Source organism: Sphingomonas sp. CFBP 8760 (assembly GCF_014841615.1).
GTDB lineage: Bacteria > Pseudomonadota > Alphaproteobacteria > Sphingomonadales > Sphingomonadaceae > Sphingomonas.
Window position 1 is genome coordinate 62258 of record NZ_JACYUG010000015.1, and the last position, 18104, is coordinate 80361.

The 18104-nt window shown below is 68.4% G+C and carries 15 protein-coding genes and 1 tRNA gene; 10 read left to right on the top strand and 6 right to left on the bottom strand.

Annotated elements, in window-relative coordinates:
• Nucleotides 1-12: 12 nt before the first annotated feature.
• The 4 genes from IFT82_RS16055 to IFT82_RS16070 are packed head-to-tail and all read right to left on the bottom strand — an operon-like array spanning nt 13 to nt 2363.
• Nucleotides 13-891 carry an alpha/beta fold hydrolase gene (locus IFT82_RS16055; RefSeq protein WP_192128652.1) on the bottom strand — a complete coding sequence of 293 codons (879 nt, stop codon included), beginning with the start codon at nt 889-891 and terminating at the stop codon, nt 13-15.
• Entirely contained in the window at nt 888-1346 is a 459-nt protein-coding gene (locus IFT82_RS16060; RefSeq protein ID WP_192128654.1) for an NUDIX hydrolase, read from the bottom strand. The genes IFT82_RS16055 and IFT82_RS16060 overlap by 4 nt, the downstream gene beginning before the upstream one ends.
• Nucleotides 1343-2050, bottom strand: a complete 708-nt coding sequence (locus tag IFT82_RS16065) for a glutathione S-transferase (RefSeq protein ID WP_192128657.1) — start codon at nt 2048-2050, stop codon at nt 1343-1345. Before IFT82_RS16065 ends, IFT82_RS16060 begins: the two co-directional genes overlap by 4 nt.
• Before the next feature lie 28 nt (nt 2051-2078).
• Complete coding sequence (locus tag IFT82_RS16070; RefSeq protein ID WP_192128659.1) at nt 2079-2363, bottom strand: BolA family protein; 285 nt, start codon at nt 2361-2363, stop codon at nt 2079-2081.
• A gap of 36 nt (nt 2364-2399) precedes the next feature.
• Between IFT82_RS16070 and IFT82_RS16075 the strand changes: the two genes are divergently transcribed.
• The 8 genes from IFT82_RS16075 to IFT82_RS16110 all read left to right on the top strand — a co-directional run bounded on the left by IFT82_RS16075 (nt 2400) and on the right by IFT82_RS16110 (nt 10541).
• Entirely contained in the window at nt 2400-3008 is a 609-nt protein-coding gene (locus tag IFT82_RS16075; RefSeq protein ID WP_192128660.1) for a DnaJ domain-containing protein, read from the top strand.
• Nucleotides 3009-3125: 117 nt separating this feature from the next.
• Entirely contained in the window at nt 3126-4136 is a 1011-nt protein-coding gene (gene cobS / locus IFT82_RS16080) for a cobaltochelatase subunit CobS (protein ID WP_192128705.1), read from the top strand.
• 13 nt (nt 4137-4149) lie between these two features.
• Nucleotides 4150-4338, top strand: coding sequence for a hypothetical protein (locus IFT82_RS16085; RefSeq protein ID WP_192128663.1), 189 nt, complete (start codon nt 4150-4152; stop codon nt 4336-4338).
• On the top strand, nt 4338-6164 hold the full coding sequence (gene cobT / locus IFT82_RS16090) for a cobaltochelatase subunit CobT (RefSeq protein ID WP_192128670.1): 1827 nt from the start codon (nt 4338-4340) through the stop codon (nt 6162-6164). The genes IFT82_RS16085 and cobT overlap by 1 nt, the downstream gene beginning before the upstream one ends.
• Nucleotides 6165-6167: 3 nt before the next feature.
• A complete protein-coding gene (locus IFT82_RS16095) occupies nt 6168-6467 on the top strand; it encodes a ribbon-helix-helix domain-containing protein (RefSeq protein WP_192128672.1) in 300 nt (99 codons plus the stop codon).
• A 57-nt stretch (nt 6468-6524) separates the two neighbouring features.
• On the top strand, nt 6525-9056 hold the full coding sequence (locus IFT82_RS16100) for a TonB-dependent receptor domain-containing protein (RefSeq protein WP_192128674.1): 2532 nt from the start codon (nt 6525-6527) through the stop codon (nt 9054-9056).
• A 70-nt stretch (nt 9057-9126) separates the two neighbouring features.
• Nucleotides 9127-9810: a Fe2+-dependent dioxygenase gene (locus tag IFT82_RS16105; protein ID WP_192128676.1), complete on the top strand. Its 684-nt coding sequence runs from the start codon at nt 9127-9129 to the stop codon at nt 9808-9810.
• Between the two features lie 41 nt (nt 9811-9851).
• A complete protein-coding gene (locus IFT82_RS16110; protein WP_207105810.1) occupies nt 9852-10541 on the top strand; it encodes a hypothetical protein in 690 nt (229 codons plus the stop codon).
• 175 nt (nt 10542-10716) lie between these two features.
• Here IFT82_RS16110 and IFT82_RS16115 read toward each other — a convergent pair whose 3' ends face one another.
• Nucleotides 10717-15336 (bottom strand): NAD-glutamate dehydrogenase, encoded by a 4620-nt coding sequence (locus IFT82_RS16115; RefSeq protein WP_192128680.1) that lies wholly within the window; start codon nt 15334-15336, stop codon nt 10717-10719.
• Nucleotides 15337-15369: 33 nt separating this feature from the next.
• On the bottom strand, nt 15370-16422 hold the full coding sequence (locus IFT82_RS16120) for a PAS domain-containing protein (protein ID WP_192128682.1): 1053 nt from the start codon (nt 16420-16422) through the stop codon (nt 15370-15372).
• 176 nt (nt 16423-16598) lie between these two features.
• On the opposite strand from IFT82_RS16120, the gene IFT82_RS16125 reads away from it, so the two are divergent.
• Together IFT82_RS16125 and IFT82_RS20585 are read left to right on the top strand one after the other, a co-directional pair.
• Nucleotides 16599-16674, top strand: a tRNA-Thr gene (locus tag IFT82_RS16125).
• A 198-nt stretch (nt 16675-16872) separates the two neighbouring features.
• Nucleotides 16873-18104 (top strand): recombinase XerD (locus IFT82_RS20585; RefSeq protein ID WP_207105811.1); only part of this gene is annotated, 1232 nt, incomplete at its 3' end.

Here is an 18104-nt window from a genome sequence, read left to right on the forward strand (position 1 = left end):
ACGTGGAACCGCTCAGATATTCCATCGCCGCATCGCCGCCAGCACCGCCGCCGGATTTTGCCAGGGTACGAAATGACCGGCATCGACGCGTTCGATCGTCAGGTCGGGCACCAGCGCGTCCAACCCCTCCAGTTGCATCGGCAGCAGTGCCTTGTCCTGCGTGCCCCATACCACCAGCGTCGGTTGCGTCACCGGCGGGAAGGCGGCGTCGAGAAAGGCGGGGCGGGGCGGCTCTTCCCCCGGCGCGGGAACGATGATCTGCGAGGCGCGGTACCAGTTGAGCATCGCGGTCATCGCGCCGGGCTGGCTCCATTCGTCCAGATACGCCGCCTTGTCCGCCCCGCCGATCGCGCCGGTGATGTGCTGCGCGAAGCTGGTCGCGAAGAAGCGTTCCAGCCCGGCGCCGACCAGCCCCTTGTCCAGCCCGGTGTCGCGGAACCGGGTGATGTACTGGCTGGCGGCACGCTGCGCCGGATCGTCGAACAGCGACCGCTGGAAGACCAGCGGATGCGGCGCGTTGACGATCACCAGCCGCCCGATCCGGTCGGGATGGCCGAGCGCCGCCATCCACGCCACCGCGCCGCCCCAGTCGTGCCCGACCAGCGTGAAGCGGCCGATCCTCAGTGCATCCGCCAGTGCCAGCAGATCGGCGACGATCCGGTCGGGGGCGTAATCTTCGACCCGCGGCGGCTTGGACGAACGGGCATAGCCGCGCTGGTCGGGTGCCACGACGCGGTGGTCGCGCGCCAGATCGGGGACGATGTCCCGCCATGTCCGATGCGATTCGGGAAAGCCGTGAAGCAGGATCACCACCGGCGCATCCTCCGGTCCGGCAAGCTGCACGTCGAGTTCGACCCCGGTCGACAGGGCGATACGCGTGAGATCGGTCATGCGGGTCTCTCCAAGGGGTCGGTGGCGGCAAGCAGGTCGAGCAGGTCGACCGGAAAGACCGGTTCGGGATGCGCCGCCACCTCGGCACGGGTGAACCAGCGCCACTGCGTCATGACCCGGCGTTCCAGCGGCGTGTGACCGGTGGTGACGACCTCGTGCGCGTCGACATCGACGCGGAAGTAACGCTCGTCGGCATCGACATCCACGCCCTCCAGCGTCAGGAACGCGACCTGGCGGCGCGCGACCTCCGGCCCGCAGTCGCGCGACAGCCCGACCTCCTCCGCCAGTTCGCGCCGCGCCGCCTGTGCATAGGTTTCGCCGGGATCGACCGCGCCGCCCGGCGTCACCCAGAAGGGCGGGCGATCGGCGGGGTCGAACCGGAACAGCAGCACACGCCCCCGCCCGTCGACCAGCAGGATGCGCGCGGCGGGGCGGGAACGGCGGGGCACGGTCATGCGGCGTCCAGTTCCGGGTAGTGGCGGAAGATGCCGTCCTCGTTGAAGGGCAGGCGACGATCGCTTTTCAGATAGGCGCGGACGCCGGGCAGCGCGGCGACCGCGTCATGCAGGCGGACGATGGCGGGATAATCCGGCTCCAGCGTCGCCATGCGCTGCGGGAACATGTAGCGCAGGCCCGCGACCAGCTGGAACAGCGAGGTGTCGGCATAGGTCCAGTGATGGTCGATCAGCCAGTCGCCGGGCGTGTCGCGGATCGCGGCCTCGAACCAGTCGAGAAACTTGGGCAGCCGTTCGTCCCGGAACTGCGTGGCGGCGCGGATCGCCTCGGCCTGCTGGTCCTCGTAATAATCGCCGGTCGCGATCGGGTGATGGACGGCGTGGACCTCCGCGACGATATCGGTGACGGTGAGCTGGATCTGGTTCAGCCACAACCGGTCGCGCATCCCGGACGGGACGATGCCGTGCCGTTCCCCTAGGAACATCAGGATGTTCGGCACCTGTGCGACGACCAGCCCCTCGCTGGCCAGATAGGGCGCGGCGAAGGGGGTGCGCCCCCGCCGTGCCGCCATGTCGGCGACCAGTGCCTCCGCGCCCAGCCGGCGCGCGCAATCGTCATAGTCGAGGCCCATCGCCTCCATCGCCAGCCGCACGAATTCGCCCCGGCCCGGGATGTCCGGCCAGTACCATAGCTCATACGCCATTTCCGGCCCCTCCCTGTTCAGCGTTCTGTCATCCATCCGGCGCGCTGGCGCGGATCGCCAGCGCATGGATGCGGGTAGCCAACAGATCGGCGAGCGCATTGTTCACCAGCCGTTGCCGCGCGACGCGATTGAGCCCCGCAAAGGCGGTGCTTTCGACCGTCACGCTGAAATGCGTCTCGCCGGTGCCGTCGTCGCCCAGATGGCCGCGGTGCTGCGCGCTGTCGTTCGAGACGGCGAGGTGGGTCGGGGCGAGCGCGGCGCGCAGCCGATCGGCGATGATCCGGTCGAGCGGTTCGGTGGCAGTGCTGGTCATCGCCCCTATATAGCCGGTTTTGGCGCAGGGAGCGACGTGGCGGATCGGAACGACAGGAAGGAACGGCCATCACCCCGGTTTCACGGCCGGATCGAGGGGACGGGCCGGATATGCGAGGCACCGGGATGCACGGAGCCGGGCGAGTTCCGCGCCCCCCCGCTGGAAGGCGCGGGCGATGGCGGCGGCCCTCCCAGGTTCCGCTGGATGTGCCTGGATCATGTCCGCGCGTTCAACAGCCGGTACAATTTCTTCGACGGGATGACCGCCGACGAGATCCACCACGCGCAGCGGCCGCTGGCGGGATGGGAACGGGAAACGCGTGCCTTCGCCCGGGCGGGCGGCGGCGATCAGGGGCCGCGCTGGTCCGACTTCAGCGATCCGCTCGACGCGATCGGCGCCCGCTTCCGCCGCGAGACCGCGCCTGAGCGGACCGACGGCAAGCCGTTGAGCGGGCAGGACCGGGCCAGCCTGAAGATACTGGGACTGGCGGCCAGCGCCGATCGCTCGGCCCTGCGCAAACGCTATTCGGAACTGGTGCGGCTTTATCACCCCGATCGCAACGGCGGCGATCGCAGCCACGAGGATATGCTGCAAAAGGTGATCGCCGCCTATCAGCAACTGCGCCAGGCACCCGCCTTCCTGTAGATGCAGGTTACCGACGGGGGCCGCGATGCCGGTCCCCGGCGGGACATGGACGATATTGGCCCATGATGATGTTGAGTCGGGAGCGTCGCTTCGCCTAAGGCGTTAGGCGACATGACCATGACCGATACCCCCGACACCCGCGCCGGCGCCGCGCCCTCCGACACGACCATCCTCGACGCGCCCGACCGGATGGCGAGCGTGCGCGACCTGTTCGGCATCGACAGCGACATGGAGGTGCCCGCCTTCTCCGTGGCGGACGAGCGTGTGCCCGATCTCGACCCCGCCTATGTGTTCGACCCGGACACGACGCTGGCGGTGCTGGCGGGCTTCGCCTTCAACCGGCGGGTGATGGTGCAGGGCTATCACGGCACCGGCAAGTCGACGCATATCGAACAGGTGGCCGCGCGGCTGAAATGGCCGTGCATCCGCATCAACCTGGACGCGCATATCAGCCGCATCGATCTGGTCGGGCGCGACGCGATCGTGCTGCGCGATGGCCAGCAGGTGACCGAGTTCCGCGAGGGCCTGCTCCCCTGGGCGCTCCAGACGCCAACCGCCCTAGTGTTCGACGAATATGATGCGGGCCGGCCCGACGTGATGTTCGTGATCCAGCGCGTGCTGGAGACGGAGGGCAAGCTGACGCTGCTCGACCAGAACCGCGTGATCCGCCCTTCCCCGTGGTTCCGCCTGTTCGCGACCGCCAACACGGTGGGGCTGGGTGATACCAGTGGCCTCTATCACGGCACGCAGCAGATCAATCAGGGCCAGATGGACCGGTGGAACATCGTCGTCACGCTCAACTATCTGCCCGCCGCGGTCGAGGCGCAGATCGTGCTGGCGAAATCGGGCGAATACGACAAGCCCGATGGCAAGAAGCAGGTCGACGCGATGGTCCGCGTCGCCGACCTGACGCGCAAGGGCTTCGTCAATGGCGACATCTCCACCGTGATGAGCCCGCGCACCGTCATCACCTGGGCGCAGAACACGCTGATCTTCAAGGATGTCGGCTTCGCGTTTCGGCTGTCGTTCCTCAACAAGTGCGACGAGGCGGAACGGCCGCTGGTGGCGGAATATTACCAGCGCGTGTTCGGCAAGGACTTGCCGGAAAGCGTGGTCGGCAAGGCTTGAGGAGCGGCACGTCATGTTGCGGACCGAGGCAGTGGCGCGGCTCAGGACGCATCAGGCGATGTTGTACGCGATGGAGATCGAGCATGTATCGCTGTTCGGCTGCACGGCGCGTGACGAGGCACATGAGGACTCCGATCTCGATCTTGCGAGGATCGAAGTACCACTGGCGCGTGCGGCTGCCGAACTGGCATTAGAGGATTGATGGCGAACGAAACTCCTCTCGACCGGTTCAAGGCCGTCCTCGGCGGCGCGGCGCGCGCGCTGGCGGACGAGGCGGAGGTCGAACTGGCCTTCACCGCGGACGCGCCGGTGCAGTCGGGCAAGCATCTAAAGGTGCCGATGCCGGCGCGGGCGCTGCCGGCGGATCAGGTGGCGGAGGCGCGCGGCTTCGCCGATGCGTTCGCGCTGCGGCTGCGGCTGCACGATACGGCGCTGCACCAGCGGGCGGCGCCGGCGGAGCCGGTGGCGCGCGCGGTGTTCGACGCGATGGAAACCGCGCGGGTCGAGGCGCTGGGATCGCGCGGCTATGACGGGATCAGCGACAATCTGGCGCAGGCGCTGGCGGTGCGGATGCGCGCCGACCCGATCACGCGGGCGCGATCGCGTGCGGAGGTGCCGTTGCCCACCGCGCTGCAATTGCTGGTCCGCGAGGCACTGACCGGGCAGGAAGCGCCGGCGGTGACCGCGCCGGGGCTGGCGCTGGTCCGCGACTGGGTAGCGGACAAGGCCGACCTGTCCGCGCTGGCGCTGGCGCTGGACGACCAGCGGGCGTTCCAGACGCTGGCGACGCGGATGCTGGTCGATCTTGAACTGGTCGAAGGGCAGGAACAGCCCGACGAGACCGACGAGGGCGACAGCGACGAGGAAGGCGAGGCCGAGAACGAGGCGGACGACGAGACCGACGACGCCGAGGACGGCAGCCAGAGCGACGGCGAGGTCGAGGCGCGCGGCGAGCAGAGCGAGGCTGACGGGGACGAGGGCGAGTCCGACGAGATGGGCGACGACGCGCCCGACGACGATATGGACGGCGAACCCGGCGACGAGGGCGAGGAGGCGATGCAACCCGTCCGCCCCAACCGGCCCCCGGCCGATACCGGCCCGCAGTTCGATTACAAGCCATGGACGACGCAGTTCGACGAGGTGGTGACCGCCGCCGACCTGTGCGACGCGGAGGAACTGGCGCGGCTGCGCGGCTATCTGGACCAGCAACTGGCACATCTGCAATCGGCGGTGTCGAAACTGGCCAACCGGTTGCAACGGCGGCTGATGGCGCAGCAGAGCCGGGCTTGGGACTTCGATCAGGAGGAGGGGATGCTGGATGCCGCGCGCCTCGCCCGCGTCGTCACCAGCCCCGGCCAGTCGCTGAGTTACAAGATCGAGCGCGAAACCGATTTCCGCGATACGGTGGTGACGCTGCTGATCGACAATTCGGGATCGATGCGGGGGCGGCCGATATCGATCGCGGCGATTTCCGCCGACATCCTCGCCCGCACGCTGGAGCGGTGCGGGGTGAAGACCGAGATTCTCGGCTTCACCACCCGCGCGTGGAAGGGCGGGCAAAGCCGGGAAACATGGCTGGCGGCGGGGCGGCCGCCGCAGCCGGGCCGGCTGAATGACCTTCGCCACATCGTGTACAAAAAGGCGGACGAGCCATGGCGGCGCGCGCGCACCGCGCTGGGCCTGATGATGCGCGAGGGATTGCTGAAGGAGAATATCGACGGCGAAGCGCTGATGTGGGCGCACAGCCGGCTGATCGCCCGGCCCGAGGAGCGGCGCATCCTGATGGTAATCTCCGATGGCGCGCCGGTCGACGATTCGACGCTCTCTGTCAATTCGGGCAGCTATCTGGAAAAGCACCTGCGCCAGGTGATCGGCTGGATCGAGAGCAAGAGCCCGGTCGAACTGGTCGCGATCGGCATCGGCCACGACGTGACGCGATATTATGCCCGGGCGGTGACGATCATGGATGCCGAGCAACTGGGCGGGACGATCATCGAACAGCTGGCGAGCCTGTTCGACACCGACTGAACGATGCGTGTCTCTCTTCCGATCGCAGCGCCGGCGGGCGGGTTCGCCGGGCCGGTGAAGCGGTCGATCACGATCGCGGGGCACCAGACCTCGATCAGTCTCGAACCGCTGTTCTGGCAGGCGCTGGAGGCGGCGGCGGCGGTTCGGGCGCTGCCGCTGTCGGCGCTGGTCGCGCAGATCGACGCGTTGCGCATCGGTGGTGTCGATCCCCCCAATCTGGCCAGTGCGTTGCGGACATGGCTCATCGCGGACCTGACGGCGGGCACTACAAATCGCGGCAATGATGAAAGCGGTTCGCAATAGCATTGACAGTGCGAACGACTCTCAATAGCTGGCCCCTCAAGATCAAGGGGGTTTTCAGTGTCCAAGTCATCCGCGTCGTTCCTCGCGCTGTCATGCGTCGGTTTCATCGCCTCTGCCCCGGCTCATGCCGCCGATCCGATTGACAAGGCCGCCATCGCCGCGGCTGCGGCCGCCGATGCGCAGCGCCGCACCGCGACGGGCGTCGACAGCGACCGCAGCCGCGATGACGACATCATCGTCACGGGTGAGATGGAGCGAACGGTGGAAAGCCCCAAGGCGACGCGCGCGCTGCTCGACACGCCGCAGACGATCACCGTCATCGGCGACCAGACGATCCGCAAGCAGAACCTGCTGACGCTGCGCGACGTGTTGCAGACCGTACCCGGCATCACCTTCGGCGCGGGCGAGGGTGGCGGCGGCTATGGCGATTCGATCAACCTGCGCGGCTATTCCGCGAACAACGACATCACCATCGACGGGGTGCGCGATACCGCGCAGTACAGCCGCTCGGAGACGTTCAACCTGCAACAGGTCGAGGTCTATAACGGCGCGAACACGGTGTTCAGCGGGTCCGGTTCGGTCGGCGGCAACATCAACCTCGTCACCAAGGTGCCGCAGACGACCGACCTGACCGTGGCCGGATTCGGCATCGGCAGCGACGGGTATTACCGTGCGACGCTCGACAGCAATGTCCGCGTGAACGATCTGGTCGCGGTGCGGCTGAACGCGGTCGGCCACAAGAACCGCATCCCCGGTCGCGACGTGGAGCGCAACCGCCGCTGGGGCGTGGCGCCGTCGGTGACGATCGGCATCGACAGCCCGACCAGCCTGACGCTGCAATATCTGCATCAGGAAGACGACAATACGCCGGTATACGGCGTCCCCTATTATCGCAACGCGGTGAACGACGGGCCGCTGCCCGGCATCGACGGCAACGACAGCGCCTATTACGGCATCCGCAATCTCGACGCGCAGGACGTCACGGTCGATCAGGCGACCGCGCGCTTCGCCCATGCCTTTTCCGACACGCTGTCGATCCGCAACCTGACCCGCTGGCAGCGCGTGCGACAGGATTCGACGACCAGCGCGCCCCAGGGCGTGTTCTGCCTGGGCAACAATCGTACCCCGACCGATACCGCCTGCACCTCGTCCTACACCTCGCCCGTCATCTACGACGGCATCCTGCGACCCGCGACCGCCGCGGCCCCGTTCGTCATCACGGTGCCGGCGAACAACTATCTCGCCAGCGGTCCGCGCGGTCTCGTCCGCAACCAGCTCAACCAGCTGCTCTACAACCAGACCGATCTGCGCGCGTCGTTCGCGACGTTCGGGCTGGAGCACACCTTCGTGCTGGGCGCGTCATTCGCGTGGGAGGATTATCAGCTTTCTACCGGCAACTCGCTGCGGACGGCGACAGGTGTCACGGTCGTCCCGTCGATCATCAACCTGACCAACCCGAACACCGTCTATACCGGTCCGGTGAACCTCATCCCGTCCGGCCGGTCGGAGGGCGGGAACACCAACGCTGCCGTCTATGCGTTCGATACGATCGCGCTGCTGCCGCAACTGGAGTTGAGTGTCGGCGGCCGGTACGAGCATAACAAGGTCGATTTCCGCGCGGATACCTTCTCGACCGCGGTCGGGCCGGCGCTGGGGACCTATACGCGCGGGGCGGATCAGGTGAGCGACGAGAAGCTGTTCTCGTACCGTGCCGGGCTGAATTTCAAGCCGACGCCGGACACCAGCATCTATGTCTCCTACGGCAATTCGAAGACGCCGACCTCCGCCAGCGTGCGCGCCGGGTGCGGCACGCTGATCGTCGCCGCCAACGGGCAGGTGGGCGACCCGTGCGCCGTCCAGCCGGAAACCGCCAAGAATTACGAGGCGGGGGTGAAGGCCGACCTGTTCGGTCGTCGCCTGCAATTGACCGCGGCCGCCTTCCGCAACGATCGTACCGGATACCGGGTCAATACCAATGATCCGATCATCCCCACCTTGCAGGTGACGGACGGACGCAGCCGGGTGGAGGGCATCGCCTTGGGCGCGACGGGCAACATCACCAAGTCGTGGTCGATCTTCGCCAACTACACCTATCTGGATGGCAAGATCCGGCAATCGGTGTCCGACTTCTGCCTTGCCAATCCGGGGAGGCTGGTGACGACGGGGTCCGGCGCCACCGCGACGACGACCAACCCGTGCGGCAACACCGCCGCCATTCCCGACGTGCAGGCGGGGCAGCGACTGACCAACACGCCCCGCCATTCGGGCAGCCTGTTCACCACCTATCAGCTGCCGTTCGGAGTGCAGATCGGATATGGCCTGACCTATCAGGGCAGCTTCCTGCTCAACAATGCGGCGCTGGCGGCCCCGACCAACCTGGCGTCGACCGCGGTGACCCCGATCTTCCGGTCGGAAGACTATCTGTTCCACCGGCTGTTCCTGTCCTGGTCGCCGGTCGAGCGGATCACCGCGCAGGTCAACGTCCAGAACCTGACCAACGAACGCTATTTCACCTCGATCCGCAACAATGGCTGGGCGACCCCCGGCGATGCGCGGGCGGTGCAGGCGTCGCTGTTCTACAGCTTCTGAACCAGCTACTTCTGCCCGTTCCCGTCCCCCGGAAGGCGTCGGGGGCGGGCAGGAGACGACAAGGTCCATCATGCTGATCGCGATCCCCGATGTCCTGGATGCCGCCGGCGTGGCGCGGGTGCGCGCGCTGATCGATGCCGCCGAATGGGTGGACGGCAACGTTACCTCCGGCCCGCAGGCGGCGCTGGCGAAGCGCAACCGGCAATTGCCGGAAGACTCGGCGGCGGCGCGCGAGGCGGGGGGGCTGGTGCTCGACGCGCTCGGCCGGTCGCCGCTGTTCGTCGCCGCGGCGCTGCCGCTCAAGGTGTTTCCGCCGCTGTTCAACCGGTATGCCGGCGGACAGGATTTCGGCCTGCACGTCGACAATGCGATCCGGATGAAGCGCGGCACCGATTTCCGCCTCCGCAGCGACCTGTCGGCGACATTGTTTCTGGAGGACCCGGCTACCTATGACGGCGGCGAGCTGGTGATCGAGGACCAGTTCGGTCCGCAGGTGGTGAAGCTGCCTGCCGGGCACCTCGTCCTCTATCCCGCCTCCAGCCTGCACCGGGTGACGCCGGTCACGCGCGGCGAGCGGACCGCCAGCTTCTTCTGGCTGCAATCGATGGTGCGCGACGATGGCGAGCGGCGGACGCTGTTCGAACTGGATCGCGCGGTCCAGACCGTCGCCGCCGACCGGGGGCAGGGGGATGCGGCGGTGGTGCAGCTGACCGGTATCTACCACAACCTGCTGCGGCGCTGGGCCGACGCCTGAAGCGGATGGACTCGGGGCCGCCTGTCGTGCAGCGGCGGCCCATGGCGCGGACGGCGAAACGGAAGGCGAAGCGGAAGCGGGATCGCAGCCGGCGGCTGGCGATCATCGCGCTGGCGCTGCTGTGGGCGGGCGGTGTCGCGCTGCTGTGGCTCGCGCCGCTCGACCGGCTGATCCATCCCGCGCGATTCGCGACGACGGGCCGGGCGCTGTTGCCGCCCGGTGCCTATCCGGCGGCGGCGCGGGCACGGCTGCGACCGGACGACCGGATCGGCGAACTGATCCTGTCGCGGGGCGGTGGACCGGTGATCGTGGTGGCGGGGGCATCGCGGGTGTGGCTCGATCCGCCGACGGCGCGCGTGCTGGCGGTGGATCGCGGCGATCCCGTCGACGACACGGTGAATGTCGAGCCCGCGCAAGGCGTGGCGACGGTGGTGATGCGGGCGCAGGCGGTGGCGCGGGGCAAGGTATCGCATGTGGTGTGGCCCGGCGCGGGGCCGGGCCAACCCGATTGGCTGGTGACGCTGACCGACCATGGTCGCGAGACGATCGTGAAGGTCGCCGACGATACCACGCGCGGCGGTGCCGCCGTCGCACGGGCGGGTCGCTGGCAGGGGCGCGGTGCCGATGATGCGCTGCGGTGGCTGCTGCTGGCGGCTCCGGTCGTGCCGATAGCCATCATCGGTTGGCGATGGGGGCGGAAAAGATCGGCAAAGCCGGCTCGCCGCAGATAGCCGCTCGTTCGGCTTCACCTCGGTCGTTACCGAGACATGCGTCACCCGCCTGAAGCTACTACCCCGGCGGAGGCCGGGGCCCAGTTGAGAAGGCGGCAGTTCGTCATCGCAGACGGTCACCCAACTGGACCCCGGCCTCCGCCGGGGAGCAGGGGGCGGGGCGGGTGTCGCCGCCTTACCGCCCCAGCAGTACCCGTGCCTGTCCCGCGATCTGCGCCAGCATCGCCGCACTGGGTTGCGGGGCGAGGCGGGCGCGATCCATCATCGCGGCGAACTGGCCGACGCGACGGTCGTTGTCGGTCAGCCATGCCTCGATCGCGGCCTGCGGATCGGTGCCGGCGGTGCGGGCCAGGAAGCCGAGGCGCAACTGCTCGAACTCGCGCACCAGGCCCGCGACCAGCAGCCGTTCCCACGGATCGCCCGGTGACAGGCGGGTGGCATGGCCCTGCGCCCAGTCCAGCCCCAGCGCCTGACCCAGCCTGGTATAGGCGCTGGTAAGCGACGCCTCGTCCAGCCCCAGCCGGACGCCGAGATCGGCGAGGCCGACCGCGCCGTCCAGTTCGAACAGCCGCACGACCCGCGCGACCAGATCGGCGGGCGCGCCGGTGGCCGCCAGTTGGTCGGCGATCCGCTGGCCATGCGCGCGCACCTCGTCCAGCAGCAGCGTATCGGTCTGTCGGTCGAGCTGGGCGATCCCGTTCGCCAGCCGGTCGATCACCTCCTGCGGCGGGGTGCCGGGGGTGGCGATGCGGAGCAGATCGGCGATGTGCGAGCGAACCGCCAGCGCGGTTTCTTCGAACAGCGCGATCCGCGCGGGTTCCGGCATCGCGGCGGCATCGATATCCGCCCATAGCGCGCCGAGCCCGAACAGCCGTTCCGCGACGACGAACATGCGTGCGATGTCGGACAGGTCGACGCCTTCCTCCTCCGCCAGTTCGAACGCGGGCAGCGGCCCCAGCCGGTTGACGAGGCGGTTGGCGATCTTGGTCGCGACGATCTCACCGCGCAGCCGGTGTTCGTCGATCGCGGTGGCGAACCGGTCGCGCATCGCGGCCGGGAAGGCGGCGTGAAGATCGGGGGCGAGGGCGGGATCGAGACCGAGGCCACTTTTCTCGATCGCGTCCTGCAGGGCGAGCTTGGCGGTGGCGAGCAGCACCGCGAGTTCGGGGCGGGTGAGGCCATGGCCCTCCTGCCCGCGGCGCAGCAGATCCTCGTTGCCGGCCAGCCCCTCGACCTGGCGGTCGAGCCGGCCCGACGCCTCGAATATCTCGATCGCGCGGACGTGGCGGGGCGTCGCTTCCGCGCCCGCCGCCTCGGCGATCGACAGCGCCAGCGTCTGGAGGCGGTTGTCCTCCAGCACGAGGTGCGCGACATCGTCGGTCATCGAGACGAGCAGGGCGTTGCGATCCGCCTCCGCCAGCCGGCCCTCGTTCATCTCGCGGTTGAGCGCGATCTTGATGTTCACCTCGTTGTCCGAACAGTCGACGCCCGCCGAATTGTCGATGAAGTCGGTGTTGATCCGCCCGCCCGCTGCCGCGAAGGCGATGCGCGCGGCCTGGGTGACGCCCAGATTCGCGCCCTCGCCGATCGCGGTGACGCGCAGGTCCTCCGCATTCACCCGCAGGCGATCGTTGGCGGGATCGCCGACCGCGGCGTTGTTCTCCGCCGCCGCCTTCACATAGGTGCCGATACCGCCGAACCAGAGCAGGTCGGCGGGTGCCCTCAGGATCGCGGCGATCAGCGCGGCGGGTTCGAGGCTGGTCGCCTCGATCCCCAGGGCGGCGCGGACTTCCGGCGTGATCGCGATCTGCTTGGCGCCGCGGCTGTGGATGCCGCCACCCGTCGATAGCGGCGCGGCGTAATCCGCCCAGGATGAGCGCGGCAGCGCGAACAGGCGGGCACGCTCCGCGAACGACACGGCGGCGTCGGGGTTCGGGTCGAGGAAGATGTGGCGGTGGTCGAACGCGGCGACCAGCCGGATCGTCTCCGACAGCAACATGCCGTTGCCGAACACATCGCCCGACATGTCGCCACAGCCGACCACGGTGACCGGATCGGTCTGCACGTCCACGCCGCGTTCGGCGAAGTGGCGCTGCACCGAGACCCATGCCCCCTTGGCGGTGATGCCCATCGCCTTGTGATCGTAGCCCTGGCTGCCGCCGCTGGCGAAGGCGTCGCCCAGCCAGAAGTCGCGTTCGAGGGCGAGCGCGTTGGCGACATCGCTGAAGGTCGCGGTACCCTTGTCCGCCGCGACGACGAAATAGGGGTCCTCGCCGTCCAGCACGCGGACATGCGCCGGATGCACCACCGCGCCGCCGACGATGTTGTCGGTGATCGACAGCAGCGAGCGGATGAAGATGCGGTAGCTCTCCGTCCCCTCCGCCAGCCACGCGTCGCGATCGGTGGCGGGGGAGGGCAGTTGCTTGGGATAGAAGCCGCCCTTCGCACCGGTAGGCACGATGACGGCGTTCTTCACCCGCTGCGCCTTCATCAGGCCGAGGATTTCGACGCGGAAATCGTCGCGCCGGTCCGACCAGCGCAGGCCACCGCGCGCGACCGGGCCGGCGCGCAGGTGAATGCCCTCGACGCGCGGGGAATAGACCCACACTTCGCGCCACGGCACCGGCGCGGGCAGGCCGGGGATCAGGTGGCTGTCGAGCTTGAACGCCAGCGCTTCCGAGGCGGCGGGGGCGAAGGCGTTGGTACGCAGCGTCGCTGCCACCACCGCGTGAAGCGCACGCAAGATACGGTCGTCGTCGATCGCGGATACGGCGTCGAGCCCGGCGAGGATCGCCGCCTCGCCCGCCTCGACATCGCCCGATCCAGCCGGATCGTGCGCGGCGGCGAAGCGGGCGACGAGCGCGCGGGCGACATCGGGCGCGCGGCGCAACGCATCGACCACGGTGGCGAGGCCATAGGTCAGCCCTGCCTGCCGCAGATAGCGGAACCATGCACGCAGCAGCAGTACCGACGATGGCGCCAGCCCGACCTCGACGATCAGGCGATTGAAACCGTCATTCTCCGCATCGCCGCGCAGCACCGCGGCGATCGCGCCTTCCAGCACGGCGGGATCGGTATTGGTGGCGGGGATTTCGACCACGAAATCATGGACGAAGGCGTCGCCCGCCCCGATGGTGAGATCGCGCAGCCGGGTCGGCAATTCGCCGATCACGCGGAAGCCGAAATTCTCCAGCACCGGCACCGCATCCGACAGCGCGAGCGCGCCGCCCAGCTTGTAGATCTTCAACTGGCGGTCGGCCGCCGGATCGCCATCGACGGGGATCAGGCGGACGCCGCGCGCCTCCGGCGTCTCCAGCGCGGCAAGCCGCTGGATATCGATCGCCGCCTCCGCCGCGGTCGATACGTTGCGGTAGTTCTGCGGGAAGGCCCCGGCCCAGCGCAGCGCCAGTCGCGCGGCGCGGGCGGCGGGCAGCGTCTCGGCCAGCGCGGCCTCCACGTCGGGCACCCAGCCGCGCACCATCCGCTCGATCCGCTGGCCGAGCGGCGCAACATCGGGGGCGGGGGCACGCGGATCGCGCGGGTCGAGCATGTAGCGGAGGAGGGCGACCTGCCCGTCCTCCAGCGCGATCGACCAGTTCAGCACCTCCGCATCCGCTGCCTCGGCGAACATCTCGCCGATCGCGACGCGGCGGCCGGTGGTCACGTCGTCGCGCGGCAACCAGACGAAGGCGTTGAGATGGCGGCCGAGCGGCGAGCGGACCAGCACCACCGCCGGGCGCGGGCGATCCGCGATCGACATCGCGGTCAGCGCCAGTTCCTCCAGCTGATCGGGATCGAAGCCGGCGACCAGATCGTGCGGCAAGGCGGTCAGCGCATGGGTCAGCGCCTTGCCGGTATGGCCGCGTGGATCGAAGCCGAACTTCTCCTCCAGCGCGGTCAGGCGCGTGCGCAGCACCGGCACGGTGCGCGGATCGGCGGCGAGCGCGGCGCTGGTCCACAACCCGGCATGGATCGACAGGCCGGTGACGCGGCCGCCCGCCATCACCGGCATCACCACCAGATCGAGCGGCACGGCGCGGTGGACGCGGGCCAGCAGGTTGGACTTCAGCAGCAACGGCGACTGGCCGCCACCCTCGAACCATTCGATCGCCAGCTTGCGCGACGCCTCTGCCAGGATCGGGCGGGGTTGCGGGTTGCAGGCGATGCCCAGCATCGCGACGGGCGCGGCATCGTCGCTGGCCAGATCGCGATGTTCGTGGCCCAGCAGCGTGAACTTGCCGTCGAGGAACCAGCGCAGCAGCGCCGCGCCCTCACCCGACCAGAGCGCGTCGGCATCGCGCGACATCGCCTGACGCATCGCCCCCCAGTCCGCCACCGCGGCCCGCACATCGGCCAGCGCGGCGTCGAGCGCGGCGGTCAGTTCGCGCCGGTCGCGCGCGTCGGCCCGCTCCAGCTCCAGATAGATCATCGATTCGTGGGCGGCACCGTTGCCGACCTCGACCAGCTGGCCTTGGTCGTCGCGGGTGACGGGCACGACGGGATGGATGATGCGGTGGATCGCGATATCCAGCCCGACGATCGCCGCGGCGATCGAATCGACCAGGAAGGGCATGTCGTCGTTGACGATCGCGACGCGCATGCGACGGCGGACATCGTCGGTCGCGATCGGCTCCAGCGCGATCACCGGTTGGCCGGGCGCGCGCACCGCGCCGGTGGTCGCGACGAAGGCGGCAGCGGTCGCCACCTCCTCGGGTCCGAAATCGCGCAATTCCGCCGGAAGCGCGCCGATGGTCAGCCGGGCGGCAAGCGCAGCTGCGATGTTGTCCTTCTCCATGGCGGCGATCTATGCGCCGCGCACGGCGGGGCTTCAACCCCGGCGGCGTGCGGCGCGGCGTTCGGCGGCGGCGATCGCATCGATCCCCCCGGCTTCCTCGATGAAGCCGGGCAGCCGGCCGGGGGCGACGCCATGACGACGGGCATGATCGAGCACCGCCGCCCAGCCGGCGCGCTGTGCCGGATCGTGATCCTCGCCGAACACCAGCGCGATCACCGCCGTGCCGGATTCTACGTTGCCGGTGCCCGAAGCGGTTGGCAGCGACAGGTCGTAGGCGTGGCTGAGGGCGCGGGTGAGTACCGCCCGGCGGCGCAGATCGGCGGTGTGGAGCGCGGCCGCGGCATCGCGGGCGGTCGCCAGTGCGTCTTCCGTCGTGGCGAAGCCGACGGGCGGGATCGTCAGGACGGCATCGACCGGTGGTGCGATGTCGCCGGCATGGGGGCCATCCGCCCATACCGGGGCGTCGTGCAGGCCCTGCAGATCGGCCATAATCGCCGCGCCCAGTTCGGCATCGAGCCGCGCCTGTACCGCGGGATCGGCGACCTCCTTGCCGTTGACCACGCCGTAGACAAAGTCGACCCGGTCGCCGCCGGGCGAGGACAGGGGCATCAGGATACCGCGATACAGCGTCGTCCGGCCGCGCGTGCCGACGAACTCCGCCTCGAAGCCGACCGGCGCCCGATCCGCGACGATTTGCCCATGATGATCAGTCAGTCGGGCCAGCAGCGAGCGTGGCGGCACCTGGCCGACCTGCGTGATCGCCCCGTCGACCCCGCACTCATCGCGAAGCGCGGACCCGATATGCGCGATGCGGGGATCGGCGGCGTCCTGCGTGAAATCGAGCAGCACGCCGTGCGTGGCGAAGCCGGCGATCGTGGCGGGATCGACGTCGTCGATCGACGGCAGCGGTCGCCCGTGCAGCAACGATACCCAGTGGCCATAGGCCCGCGCGTGCATCCGCCGCTCTGCCCCGCCCACATCGAACAGCGGCCCCGCCGTGGTGGCGGCCATCATGGCGGCCGGCGGCGGCATCATCGACAAGGTCGGCCGCGGCGCGGATTCGGCCAGCGTGGCATGCAGGTGCATCGATCGGGTCCCCATAGTCCGGCGACCATGGCCGCATTGTCGTAAACGCACCGTAAATGAGGACGTTGAACGGGCGGGGATCATTCCGGATGCCATGAAGGCGATCTTGTCGCTTGTCAGCCGCCCCCACTGCTGGTAATCGCGCCGCCTCGACCCGGCACGCCGGATACACGAGGGCCGCTTTAGCTCAGCTGGTAGAGCATCGCATTCGTAATGCGGGGGTCACAGGTTCGAGTCCTGTAAGCGGCACCACGGCTCCACAGGGAGCTGACATCATTAGAAAATCGCAGTTTTCTGCCCTTTCTGGCTCCGATAGGTCCATGGAGGAGGTACAAGAAACCTGTTATGGCAATGCTCGTGCAGCACATTCTTCGCCATGCTTCCGGCCGTGTCAGTTTTCGCCGTCAGTATCCCCCGGAGCTCCGGCGCTTCATTCCTGGGCCGGATGGGATGGGTCCCACGGTCCTTAAAGTCTCCTTGGGCCGAGAAGGCTCTGCCGGCTTCTTGAGTCGCTACGAGGCTGCGTTGGGGCTGTGGGAGGCGACGGTGGCTCTAGCTCGCCGACAGGCGCTGGGGGCCTACGATGTGCTCGACGGGCCCATGATCGCCGAGATTGCTGAGCACTACCGTTCGACCGAGCTTGACGCTGACATGCTGCGGCGGTGGGACCAGGGTGCTAAGCGGCGAGCGCTCCAGGTGGGCCAGGCCATGCAGAGAGCCGGTGTTGCTCTTCCATCGGCCACCTCGGACCAGGCGGCAGAATGGACGAGAAGCGTGCGGGTGGCGGCGTCCGCCATTGCCGAGGCGGGACGGGCGCTCCGTGCGAATGGAGACCTTGAGGGCATCGTGGAGGCATGGCGCACGGTAGCCATTGGTGTGGCGGAAAGGCGTGGGCGGCTCATCGACCCTCAAGCTCCTGCTTTCGGCCAGCTTTGCATCGCTCTGAATGATGCCGCCGTGACCGCTCACGAAGATATGTTGAGGCGGCTAGATGGTGAGCTCGTAGTCACACCTCCCGAACCGCCCCGCTCGGCCCGAGAGGCGCCAAGGGCCCCAGTTGCCCGCTCAGCATCCCTAAACCTTTTGGGCCTCTACGACGCTTACGCAGCGGCCAACGAGGGGATGACGCCAGGCGTGCGCGACGAGTGGCGCAGATACATCAAGCGACTGATAGACTTTGTTGGCCACGACGACCCGGCACGTCTGACTTCCGACGACCTCAGGGCGTGGAGGGATCATCTCCTAGCTGAACCGACTAAGCAAGGTGCCCAGCGTAGCCCCGTCACCGTCCGCGACAAGTATATCACCCCGGTCAGGGCAACGCTTTCCTACGCGGTCGATGAAGGCATTTTACCGGAGAATGTTGCCACCGCTGTAAAGGTCAAGCAGCCCAAAAAGGTAAAGCTCCGTGAGCGCTCATTTACGGCCGCTGAGGCCCAAGCGATCCTCTCGGCCGCTCTCCAGCCGCCACCAGCTCGAATGTCAGTTGAACACGCCAGAGCTCGCCGGTGGGTCCCATGGCTTTGCGCTTACACGGGCGCTCGGGTTGGTGAGATTGCTCAGCTCCGAGGCGAGGACGTTAAAGAGCTGGAGGGCGCGTGGTGTGTGCGGATCACTCCCGAAGCGGGGTGGACTTGCCCCGGAAAAGTGGAGAGTTCCCCTGAGGTGAAAGGCGAACTCGA

Coding starts and splice junctions, on each gene's coding strand:
- IFT82_RS16120 (WP_192128682.1), bottom strand. CDS start 16,422: ATGCACCTGCATGCCACGCTGGCCGAATCCGCGCCGCGGCCGACCTTG.
- IFT82_RS16060 (WP_192128654.1), bottom strand. CDS start 1,346: ATGACCGTGCCCCGCCGTTCCCGCCCCGCCGCGCGCATCCTGCTGGTC.
- cobS (WP_192128705.1), top strand. CDS start 3,126: ATGACCGATACCCCCGACACCCGCGCCGGCGCCGCGCCCTCCGACACG.
- IFT82_RS16070 (WP_192128659.1), bottom strand. CDS start 2,363: ATGACCAGCACTGCCACCGAACCGCTCGACCGGATCATCGCCGATCGG.
- IFT82_RS16065 (WP_192128657.1), bottom strand. CDS start 2,050: ATGGCGTATGAGCTATGGTACTGGCCGGACATCCCGGGCCGGGGCGAA.
- IFT82_RS16095 (WP_192128672.1), top strand. CDS start 6,168: ATGCGTGTCTCTCTTCCGATCGCAGCGCCGGCGGGCGGGTTCGCCGGG.
- IFT82_RS16085 (WP_192128663.1), top strand. CDS start 4,150: ATGTTGCGGACCGAGGCAGTGGCGCGGCTCAGGACGCATCAGGCGATG.
- IFT82_RS16110 (WP_207105810.1), top strand. CDS start 9,852: ATGGCGCGGACGGCGAAACGGAAGGCGAAGCGGAAGCGGGATCGCAGC.
- IFT82_RS16105 (WP_192128676.1), top strand. CDS start 9,127: ATGCTGATCGCGATCCCCGATGTCCTGGATGCCGCCGGCGTGGCGCGG.
- IFT82_RS16115 (WP_192128680.1), bottom strand. CDS start 15,336: ATGGAGAAGGACAACATCGCAGCTGCGCTTGCCGCCCGGCTGACCATC.
- IFT82_RS16055 (WP_192128652.1), bottom strand. CDS start 891: ATGACCGATCTCACGCGTATCGCCCTGTCGACCGGGGTCGAACTCGAC.
- cobT (WP_192128670.1), top strand. CDS start 4,338: ATGGCGAACGAAACTCCTCTCGACCGGTTCAAGGCCGTCCTCGGCGGC.